Below are 10,427 nucleotides of genomic sequence, written 5' to 3' on the forward strand. Positions count from 1 at the left end.
CCACGGATAGAAAGCGGCCGATACGCGTCCTACAGTTTCCAAACCCTCCGGAGGCAAGCCATGGAAAGCACAACAATCACACCCGCCAGAAAGCTCCCGATCTATCGTTCCCTCTACGTGCAGGTGATCACCGCGGTGATCATCGGCGTGCTGCTCGGCTACTTCTCCCCGGCGACGGGTGAGGCGATGAAGCCGCTGGGCGACGGCTTCATCAAGCTGATCAAGATGATCATCGCGCCGATCATCTTCTGCACGGTGGTGGTGGGCATCGCCGGCATGGAAGACATGAAGAAGGTCGGCAAGACCGGCGGGCTGGCGCTGCTGTATTTCGAGATCGTCAGCAGCATCGCGCTGCTGGTCGGCCTGGTGCTGGTGAACCTGCTCAAACCCGGCGCCGGCATGAACATCGACCCGGCCACGCTCGACACCAAGAGCATCGCGGCCTACACCGGCCCGGGCAAGATGACCGGCACGGTCGACTTCCTGCTCAACGTCATTCCGAGCACGGTGGTCGACGCCTTCGCCAAGGGCGAGATCCTGCAGGTGCTGCTGATCGCTGTGCTGTTCGGTTTTGCACTGCACCGCTTCGGCGGCCGCGGCACGCTGGTGTTCGACGTGATCGAGAAGGGCTCGCACGTGCTCTTCGGCATCGTCAACTACATCATGAAGCTCGCGCCCATCGGCGCCTTCGGTGCGATGGCATTCACCATCGGCAAGTACGGCCTGGGCAGCCTGTTCTCGCTCGGCAAGCTGATGGGCACCTTCTACCTGACCTGCCTGCTGTTCATCTTCGTGGTGCTGGGGCTCATCGCGCGCTTCCACGGCTTCAGCATCTGGAAGTTCATCAAGTACATCAAGGAAGAGCTGCTGATCGTGCTGGGCACCTCGTCGAGCGAATCGGTGCTGCCGCGCATGATGGAGAAGATGGAGAACCTGGGCGCCAACAAGACCTGCGTGGGCCTCGTCATTCCCACCGGCTACTCCTTCAACCTCGACGGCACGTCGATCTACCTGACCATGGCGGCCGTGTTCATCGCGCAGGCCACCAACACGCCGATGACGCTCACGCAGGAGATCACGCTGCTGGCCGTGCTGCTGCTCACTTCGAAGGGCGCGGCGGGCGTCACGGGCAGCGGCTTCATTGTGCTGGCGGCCACGCTATCGGCCGTGGGCCATGTGCCGGTGGCGGGCCTCGCGCTGATCCTGGGCATCGACCGCTTCATGTCGGAAGCCCGCGCACTGACCAACCTGATCGGCAACGGCGTGGCCACCATCGTGGTCGCCAAGTGGACCAACGAACTCGACGAGGCGCGGCTGCAGGCCGGGCTCAACAACGAGAGCTGGGTCGAGGCGCAGGAACCCGAGGTGCTCGACGCGGCGCGCAGTAGCAAGATGGCTGGCTGAGGTTGAACTTTTTGTGTATGTGATTCGGGGGCGATCACGCCGACGGGGTGCCTTGCTCCGCGAATGTCCCCCGGCCTGCGGCCTCCTCCTTTATTTCGCTGCGCAAGGCACCCCATCGGCGTGATCGTTGGACAGAGCGGTCGTTGATCAGCGGTTCACCGGCAGCGTGCCCTCGTGCACAGGGCATCGGGTGCTCCCCGCAGCGAAATAAAGGAGGAGCCGAAGGCGGGGGACATTCGCGGAGGGGAGTACCCGGTGGCCTGTGCACGCACCCCCAAGAAGAGCCCGAAAAAGAGCCCCTCAAAGAAGACCGTGTGAAATAAAAAGCCAGACATCGTTCCTGCAAAATGCAGCGATGCCCCACAGCGTCTCCCTCATCAACACGATAGCCGCCGGCCTGGGGCTGGCGCTCGTGCTCGGGTTCCTGGCGGCCAGGCTGCGGCTGCCGGCGCTGGTCGGCTACCTGTTGGCCGGCGTGATCATCGGCCCGTTCACACCGGGCTTCGTGGCCGATGCAGGCATTGCCGCGCAGCTTGCCGAAATCGGCGTGATGCTGCTGATGTTCGGCGTCGGCCTTCATTTTTCCCTCGACGACCTGCTGGCCGTGCGCAAGATCGCGCTGCCCGGTGCGCTCGCGCAGATCGCCGTGGCCACGCTGCTCGGCGGCGGGCTCGCCCTGTGGTGGGGCTGGAGCCCCGGCGCGGCGCTGGTGTTCGGGCTGGCGTTGTCGGTGGCCAGCACCGTCGTGCTGCTGCGCGCACTCGAAAGCCTGGGCATCCTCGATTCCTTCACCGGCCGCATCGCCGTCGGCTGGCTCGTCGTCGAAGACCTGGCCATGGTGCTGGTGCTCGTGCTGCTGCCGCCGCTGGCGGGTGCGCTGGGCGGCCAGAGCGCGCAGGCCGGGCCGGGCGATCCGCTGTGGCAGACGCTGGGTCTCACGCTGCTGCAGGTCGGCGGTTTCGTCGCGCTGATGCTGGTGGTCGGGCGGCGCGTGTTCCCGTGGATCCTCTGGCAGGTCGCGCGCACCGGCTCGCGCGAACTGTTCACGCTGTGCGTGGTGGCCGCCGCCGTGAGCATCGCCTTCGCCTCGGCGGCGCTGTTCGGCGTGTCCTTCGCGCTGGGCGCTTTCTTTGCCGGCATGGTGATGCGCGAGTCGCAGTTCGCTCACCGCGCGGCGCAGGAATCGCTGCCGCTGCGCGACGCCTTCGCGGTGCTGTTCTTCGTGTCGGTCGGCATGCTCTTCGATCCCTCGGTGCTGATCGACCGGCCGCTGCAGGTGCTGGCCGTGGTGCTCGTCATCGTGCTGGGCAAGTCGCTCGCGGCCTGCGCGCTGGTGCTGGTGTTCCGATACCCGCTGGGCACCGCGCTCACGGTGAGCGCCAGCCTCGCGCAGATCGGTGAGTTCTCGTTCATCCTGGCCGGGCTGGGGGTGTCGCTGGGCCTGCTGCCGGTGGAAGGGCAGAGCCTGGTGCTGGCGGGCGCGCTGATCTCCATTGCCACCAACCCGCTGTGGTTCAGCCTGATCGTGCCGATGCAGAAGTGGCTGCATGCCCGTTTCTCCTTCGCGCGCGGGCTCGAGTCGCGCGATGACCCGCTGGCCGAACTGCCCATGACCACCGAGGCGAAATACCTCTCGCGGCAGGTGGTGCTCGTGGGCTACGGCCGCGTCGGGCGCCGCATCGCGGCCGAGCTCGACGCGCACGACATCCCCTATGTGGTGGCCGAGCAGAACCGCGAACTGGTCGAGAAGCTGCGCGAAGCCGGTACGCCGGCCGTGTGGGGCGACGCGGCCGATCCGGCCGTGCTGATCCAGGCGCACATCGCGCGTGCCCGCGTGCTGGTGGTGGCCACGCCCGACGCCATGAACGTGCGTCAGATGATGGAGACGGCCCGCACGCTCAACCCCACCATCCAGACCGTGATCCGCAGCCACAACGAGCAGGAGGCTCGGCTGCTCACGCAGGAAACCTCCGCCACCGTGTTCCTGGGCGAACAGGAACTGGCCCAGGCCATGGCGCGCGATGTCGTCCAGCGGGCCGTGTCGATGGCCGTGCCGGCTTGACGCCCGCCATGCCGTCAGAGGTCTTCGATGACCAGCGTGCGGTAGCGCTGGGCGATGGAATAGGGCACCGTGCGCACCAGTTCCATCAGGCGTTCGGCCGTCGCACTGTCGCGGGTCCTGACCAGCAGGCCCGTGTGGCCTTCGTTCGCCAGCTTGGTATAGGCGCGTACGGTCGCGGCATCGGTGCCGGCGGACGGCAACGGATCGTCGGAGCTTTTCACGGTCGGCGTGATCTCGTCCAGCACCGTTTGCGCGGGAAGCAGGTAGATCTCGTCCCCACTCATGCCTTTTTCGATCAGGCGGTGACCAATGCGGTTGGCATCTTCTGCGCTCGGAAACATCACCATCGAGTAGCCGGTCGGGTAAAAGGCGCCGCCGATGCTCGACCGCATCTTCGGTTCAAGAGTGAAATGCTTCATGATGCCTCCTGGCTCTTTTGAGGTTCTTCGAAGATCCCTGACTACAACATTAGGCCGCGCGCGGGCCGGACTCTGTAGGAGAACCCCGAAAGCACTGTCAACCGCATGGGTTCGCCGCCCATTCAGGACAAACCACCCCGTCACGCCCACTTCCATGTCCTTATCAAGAAACGTCGCACTCACCGTCCATGAACTGGAAGCGGGCGAGTTCTATTGGGTGCTGATGGAGGCGGTCGACGACACGCCGGGCGAAACCTCCCACGTCTACATGCCGCTGGAGGCCGCCCAGGATCCCTACGCCACCTACTCGAATGCGCTGGTGGCGGGTGTGGCCGTGCTGCGGCGGCTGTTCGGGCCCGACGGGAAGCCCGCCTGAAGTTCTCGGCGCGGCTTGCCGCAGGCCGTTCCCTATAATTCCGCCCGCCCTGGTGTATCAGTTCTTATTAACTGACTTGCGCCAGGCAACACGGTTCGAAGGTGCCCCGCACGCCATGTGATGGCCACGGGGTTAAACGGGAAGCAGGTGCGCCGCGTCGATCTTGACGCGTCAACTCCTGCGCTGCCCCCGCAACGGTCGGCGGATCTGGAAACCCTCACGCCCATGCCTGCTTCCACGCAGGTACGGGCAGCCACTGCGCATCGGCGTGGGAAGGCGAGGGTTTCGGCCGCGGTGTGCAATCCCACAGCACACCGCGGCGCTCCGCGAGCCCGGATACCGGCCTTCGCAACCGCCTTCGGACGCTGCGGGAGTGCGTGTCCGGGCCTGCCGCCTCGCGCTCGCGCGGACCGCCGCAGTCCCTTCGCCTCTTCCGTTGCTTCCTCTATCGGTCGGGAGCCTGCGGGGACGCAGGTCGCAGGAGAGATCAAATGGGTCAGCAAGCATCGCCGGCGCGCGATTGCATGGGTACGCCGCTGCGTTGGGCGCGTCTTTCGGGTTTCTCATTGGGCTTGGGGCTGGCGTTCGGGCCTTCCGCGGGCTTCGCACAATCGCCGGATGAAGCGGCCGGCAGCGGCCAGAGTTTGAAGCCGGTGCAGGTCGAGGCCGAGCGGCACGCGCCGCTGGCCATCGACGAGCCCTCGTACACCGGCAGCCGCCTTGGCCTCACGCCGCTGGAAACGCCGGCCAGCATCGAGGTGCTGACGGGCGACACCATCCGCGCGCGCGGCGACGTCTCGGTGATCGACGCCGCCACCCGCGCCACCGGCATCACCGGCTCGCCCGGCCCCGGCAACGGCGGCACAGCCATGGCCGCGCGCGGCTTCTCGGGCCACGGCTCGGTGATGCAGCTGTTCGACGGCACGCGCCTGTATGCGGGCGCGGGCACCGTCACCTTTCCGTTCGACACCTGGTCGGTCGATCGCATCGAGGTGCTGCGCGGCGCGGCCTCGGTGATGTACGGCGAGGGCGCCATCGGCGGCGCGATCAACGTGGTGCCCAGGAAGCCCACGCGCGGCCCGATCCGCAACGAGGCGCTCATCACGCTCGGCTCCGACGCCACCCGCCAGGTGGCCTTCGGCAGCGGCGGGGCGATCGACGACAGGCTTTCGTACCGCTTGGACATCAGCCACCGCGCCACCGACGGCTTCATGCAGCGCGGGGAGGCCGAGAGCCTCGCCGTGGGCGCGGCCGTGCGGCTCGACGTGTCACCGCAGCTGCAGTTCACGCTGTCGCACGACGAAGGCAGCCAGTCGCCGCAGCGCTACTACGGCGTGCCGCTGATCGACGGCCGCCTGGGCAGCCAGACGCTGCGCCAGAACTACAACGTGGACGACGCCGAGATCAAGTACCGCGACAAGTGGACCCGGCTCGATGCGCAGTGGACGCCCAACGATGCCGTCATCGTGCGCAACCAGCTCTACCGGCTGGAGAGCAAGCGCCACTGGCGCAACAGCGAAACCTACACCTACAACGCCGCCACGCGCCGCGTGACGCGCGGCGACTACCTGGAAATCGGCCACGACCAGGAGCAGATCGGCAACCGCACCGACGCAACCTTCAGGCACAGCCTGTTCGGCCTGGCCAACCAGATGCTGGTGGGCTTCGATGCGAACCGCATCGATTTCACGCACACCAACGACTCGCCCTATGGCGGCCGCTCGGTGGTCGACCCCTTCGTCTTCAACCCCGGCTACTACGCGTCGCCCGTGGCCTACACGCCGCGCTACAAGACCAGGACCAGCACCTACGCCTTCTTCACCGAGGACAAGCTGGCCTTCAACGAGCAATGGTCGGTGGTGGGCAGCCTGCGCTGGGATCACGCGAAGATCGCGCGCACCGACCTGTTGAACGCCGCCAACAGCTTCGGCAAGACCTTCGAGTACGCCACCGGCCGCCTTGGCGTGGTCTACGCGCCCGATGTGTCGCAGTCTTTCTATGCACAGGTGGCGCGCGCGGCCGATCCGCTGGGCTCGCTGGTGACCACTTCGGCCTCGCAGGCGGCTTTCGACCTCAGCACCGGCAAGCAGGTCGAGGTCGGCTACAAGCGCCAGCTAGCCGACAACCGCGGTGCCTGGACGGTGGCGGCCTATCGCATCGAGAAGAACAAGCTGCTCTCGCGCGACGCGAACGACCCGACCATCACCCAGCAGATCGGCAAGCAGTCGTCCGAAGGCATCGAGGCCACGCTCGACCTGGCATTGACATCCACGCTGAGGCTCGAAGCCAACGTCGCCAAGCTGCGCGCGCGCTACGACGACTTCAATGAGCTGGTCGGCCAGTCGCTGATCTCGCGCGCGGGCAACACGCCCACAGGCGTGCCCGAGGAGGCAGCGAACCTGTGGCTCAACTGGCGCTTCATGCCGCAGTGGGAGGCCGAGTTCGGCGTGCGCTACGTCGGCCCGCGCCAGGCCGACACGGCCAACTCGCGCAAGATCGGCTCCTACACCGTGGCCGACGCGGGCGTGAGCTGGCAGGCGAACCCGTCGCTCAAGCTCGCGTTGCGCGCCTACAACCTGGCCGACCGGCGCTATCCGGTGTCGTTCTCGAACGGCGGCAACCAGTGGCTGCTGGGGCGGCCGCGCTCGTTCGAGCTGTCGGCGCTGGTCAACTTCTGAGCAGTGCCCTCATGACCTCTGCATGGCGCCGCGCCTGGCCGCGAATTCGGCACTGGCTCTACTGGACGCATCGATGGCTGGGCATCGGCGGCTGCCTGCTGTTCGCCATGTGGTTCGTCTCGGGCGTGGTGATGATGTACGTGGGGTATCCCAACCTCACGGACGAAGAGCGGCTGGCGGGGCTCGCGCCGCTGCGCTTCGAACAGGCGGCGGTGTCGCCCGCTGCCGTGCTCGACGGACTACCGCAGCCGCCGCGACGCATGGTGCTGGAGATGCAGGGCGGCAACAACCCTGAACCGGTGTGGCGCATCGTCGATGCACGCGGCGGCCGGCACACCGTCTCGGCGCGCGACGGCCATGTGCCCGGCCCGGTCGATACCGCGCAGGCCGAGGCCATTGCGCGGGCCTTCTCGGGCCGTGCCGGCGCGCACTGGGCCGAGACGCTGGAGCGCGACCAGTGGACGGTGCCGCAGGGCCTGGACCCGCTGCGCCCGCTGCACCGCATCGAGGTCGGCGACGCGGCCGGCACCGAGCTGTATGTGTCCTCGCGCAACGGCGAGGTGGTGCGCGACACCACGCGCTCGGAGCGCTTCTGGAACTGGCTGGGCTCCGTGCCGCACTGGATCTACTTCACGCCGCTGCGCGCCGATCCGCCGCTGTGGCACGACGTGGTGGTGTGGCTGTCGGGGGCGTGCATCGTCTCGGCCGTGACGGGCATCGTCATCGGCATCCTGCGGGTGCGCCTGAGGCGGCGCTTCCGCAACGGTTTGGTCACGCCCTACAAGGGCTGGATGGCCTGGCACCACATCGCGGGGCTGATCGGCGGCTTCTTCGTGCTGACGTGGATCGTCAGCGGCTGGCTGTCGATGAACCCCAATGGCTGGTTCCAGCGCGGGCCGGTCGATGCGGCGGTGATGGCGCGCTACACGGGCGCCGGCACATCGCCGTTCCCATGGCCGCCGGCTTCGCTGCCGACCGGCGAGGGCGCTGCCGCACCGCGCGAAGCCGTGCTGTTGTGGTTCGATGGCAAGCCGCTGCTGCAGCTGCGCGATGCGCAGGCCCACGTTCGCGTGATCGACGCCGCCACCGGCGCAATTGCATCGATAAGCCGCGAAGACATCCTGCGCGCCGCCCCGCGCCTGCGGTCCGGATCGGCCGTCACGCAGGCCGTGCTCCAGACCCGCGAAGACTTCCATTGGTACGGCCACCACCGCGAGCGCATCGTGCCCGTATGGCGGCTTCAGTTCGACGACCCCGCGCGCAGCTGGATCTACATCGACCCCGCCAGCGGGCAGGTCGTCGGCAGCAACGACGGCAATTCGCGCCTGCGCCGCTGGCTCTTCAACGCGGCGCACAGCCTCGACTTTCCCTGGCTCATCCAGTACCGGCCAGCCTGGGACATCGTGATGTGGCTGCTGTCGATCATCGGCGCCGTGGCCTCGGCCAGCGGCGTGGTGATCGGCTGGCGGCGGTTGCTGCGCAAGCCTCGGTCGTCGGCCGTGCAGGTAGCGCAGCCCGTGCTTCGGCGTTCATGACAGGGGCTTGCGCGAGCCGGCCCATCCACCAACAATCAACTTTCGCACTGCGGTGCATTTCAGGAGGTGCTCGATGCACATCGAACCAGGTCTCGTCGACGGATCCAAGATTTTCCTCAGCTACGCGACGGCGACAGCCGCTCTTGCCTACACCGGCAAGGTCGCGTTCCAGATGCTCATGAAGGACGGGCCCGCCGCGCTGGTGCTGCGCTCCGCCATCGCGGTGGCGCTGGTGTTCTGCTTCTTCGAGGTGTTCCCGCACCATCCGGTGGGCGTGTCCGAGGTGCACCTGATCCTGGGCACCACGCTGCTGTTGGTGTTCGGGCTGGCGCCCGCGGCCATCGGGCTGGCGGGCGGGCTGCTCGTGCAGGGCCTGTTCTTCGAGCCGCAGGACCTGCCGCAGTACGGCATGAACGTCACCACGCTGCTGGTGCCGCTGTTCGCCACTTCCGCGCTGGCCCGCCGGATCATTCCCGAGAAGCTGGCGTATGTGGACATCGGCTACCAGCAGGCCTTCAAGCTGTCGGTGGCCTACCAGGGCGGCATCGTGGTCTGGGTCGGCTTCTGGGCGCTCTACGGGCGCGGCACCGGCATCGAGAACCTGGGCCAGATCGCCAGCTTCGGCGCGGCCTACATGACCGTGGTGCTTGTCGAACCGCTGGTCGACCTGGGCGTGCTGGCTGCGGCCAAGGCCTGGCGCCGGCTGCAGGGCACCGCCTTCGTCGAGCGTCGCCTGTACGGCGGCGTCTGATCCGCGCTCTTCGCACGCGCTTCCTCTTCCCCGAGGGCGCCGCGGCCCACTTCGACGGTGCGCCGCCGGGCGCCCGTCTGCCGCTCATCCATCGCGCCGCCGTCATCGCCGGCGGCGTCTGAAAGATCCTTTCCATGACACAAGCAAACAACGCCAAGATCCCCGTCACCATCGTCACGGGCTTCCTCGGCAGCGGCAAGACCACGCTGCTGCGCCACATCCTCGGCAACGCGGAAGGCCGCCGCATCGCGGTGATCGTCAACGAGTTCGGCGAGCTCGGCATCGACGGCGAGATTCTTCGCGGCTGCGGCATCGGCTGCGACGATGAAGGCAACGAGCGTGCGGGCGCCCTGTACGAACTGGCCAATGGCTGCGTCTGCTGCACCGTGCAGGAAGAGTTCCTGCCCGTGATGCTGCAGCTGGCCGAGCGCCGCGGTGAGCTCGACGCGGTGCTCATCGAGACCTCGGGCCTCGCGCTGCCCAAGCCGCTGGTGCAGGCCTTCCAGTGGCCCGACATCGCCAACATCTTCACCGTGGATTCGGTGGTCACGGTGGTCGACGGCCCGGCCGCCGCCTCGGGTCAGTTCGCCGAAAACCCTCAGGCCGTGGACGAAGCGCGCCGCGCCGATCCCAACCTCGACCACGAATCGCCGCTGCATGAGCTGTTCGAAGACCAGCTTTCGGCCGCCGACCTCGTGGTGCTCAACAAGACCGACCTGATGGACGACGCCGCGCGGGCCAAGGTCGAGGCGCTGGTGCGCGAGGAGTTGCCGCCCGAAGTGAAGATCGTCGCCGCCACCGAGGGCAGGCTGCCGCTCGCGCTGCTGCTGGGCCAGCGCCGTGAGGCCGAAGCCACCATCCACCTGCGCGAGAGCCACCACGACCACGAGGAAGACCATGACCACGACGAGTTCGACTCGCTCGTGATCGAGCTGCCGCCCGTGGACCGCGACAGCCTGCTGGCCGTGCTGGGCCAACTGGTCGAACAGCACACCATCTACCGCGTGAAGGGCTTCGTCGCCATTCCGGGCAAGCCGATGCGCCTGCTGGTGCAGGGCGTGGGCCGCCGCTTCGACCACCACTTCGACCGCCGCTGGCGCGACGGCGAGGCGCAGCGCACGCGGCTCGTGTTCATCGGCGAAGACCTTGACGAAGCCGCGCTGCGCAAGGCGCTGGAAGAGGTGAGCGCAGTCGCCGCCTGA

8 protein-coding genes and 1 riboswitch are annotated in these 10,427 nt (G+C 67.5%); of the genes, 7 read left to right on the forward strand and 1 reads right to left on the reverse strand.

Annotated features, from left to right (window positions below):
• Positions 1–60 precede the first annotated feature (60 nt).
• Together ACEOAB_RS11120 and ACEOAB_RS11125 are read left to right on the forward strand one after the other, a co-directional pair.
• On the forward strand, positions 61–1,404 hold the full coding sequence (locus ACEOAB_RS11120) for a dicarboxylate/amino acid:cation symporter (protein WP_413750933.1): 1,344 nt from the start codon (positions 61–63) through the stop codon (positions 1,402–1,404).
• Positions 1,405–1,759: 355 nt separating this feature from the next.
• On the forward strand, positions 1,760–3,466 hold the full coding sequence (locus ACEOAB_RS11125; RefSeq protein ID WP_413750000.1) for a cation:proton antiporter domain-containing protein: 1,707 nt from the start codon (positions 1,760–1,762) through the stop codon (positions 3,464–3,466).
• 14 nt (positions 3,467–3,480) lie between these two features.
• On the opposite strand, the gene ACEOAB_RS11130 is transcribed toward ACEOAB_RS11125, so the two are convergent.
• Positions 3,481–3,885 carry a hypothetical protein gene (locus ACEOAB_RS11130; RefSeq protein ID WP_413750001.1) on the reverse strand — a complete coding sequence of 135 codons (405 nt, stop codon included), beginning with the start codon at positions 3,883–3,885 and terminating at the stop codon, positions 3,481–3,483.
• Positions 3,886–4,039: 154 nt separating this feature from the next.
• Between ACEOAB_RS11130 and ACEOAB_RS11135 the strand changes: the two genes are divergently transcribed.
• The 5 genes from ACEOAB_RS11135 to cobW all read left to right on the forward strand — a co-directional run bounded on the left by ACEOAB_RS11135 (position 4,040) and on the right by cobW (position 10,427).
• The gene (locus ACEOAB_RS11135; protein ID WP_007839105.1) at positions 4,040–4,261 is read left to right on the forward strand and encodes a hypothetical protein; all 222 of its coding nucleotides are present in this window, start codon (positions 4,040–4,042) and stop codon (positions 4,259–4,261) included.
• 83 nt (positions 4,262–4,344) lie between these two features.
• Positions 4,345–4,623, forward strand: a riboswitch (cobalamin riboswitch).
• 129 nt (positions 4,624–4,752) lie between these two features.
• The gene (locus ACEOAB_RS11140; protein WP_413750002.1) at positions 4,753–6,939 is read left to right on the forward strand and encodes a TonB-dependent receptor; all 2,187 of its coding nucleotides are present in this window, start codon (positions 4,753–4,755) and stop codon (positions 6,937–6,939) included.
• Positions 6,940–6,950: 11 nt separating this feature from the next.
• Positions 6,951–8,474, forward strand: a complete 1,524-nt coding sequence (locus ACEOAB_RS11145; RefSeq protein WP_413750003.1) for a PepSY domain-containing protein — start codon at positions 6,951–6,953, stop codon at positions 8,472–8,474.
• 73 nt (positions 8,475–8,547) lie between these two features.
• The gene (locus ACEOAB_RS11150; protein WP_413750004.1) at positions 8,548–9,225 is read left to right on the forward strand and encodes an energy-coupling factor ABC transporter permease; all 678 of its coding nucleotides are present in this window, start codon (positions 8,548–8,550) and stop codon (positions 9,223–9,225) included.
• A 134-nt stretch (positions 9,226–9,359) separates the two neighbouring features.
• A complete protein-coding gene (cobW, locus tag ACEOAB_RS11155) occupies positions 9,360–10,427 on the forward strand; it encodes a cobalamin biosynthesis protein CobW (protein WP_413750005.1) in 1,068 nt (355 codons plus the stop codon).

The sequence above is a fragment of the Variovorax sp. Varisp53 genome (assembly GCF_059491555.1).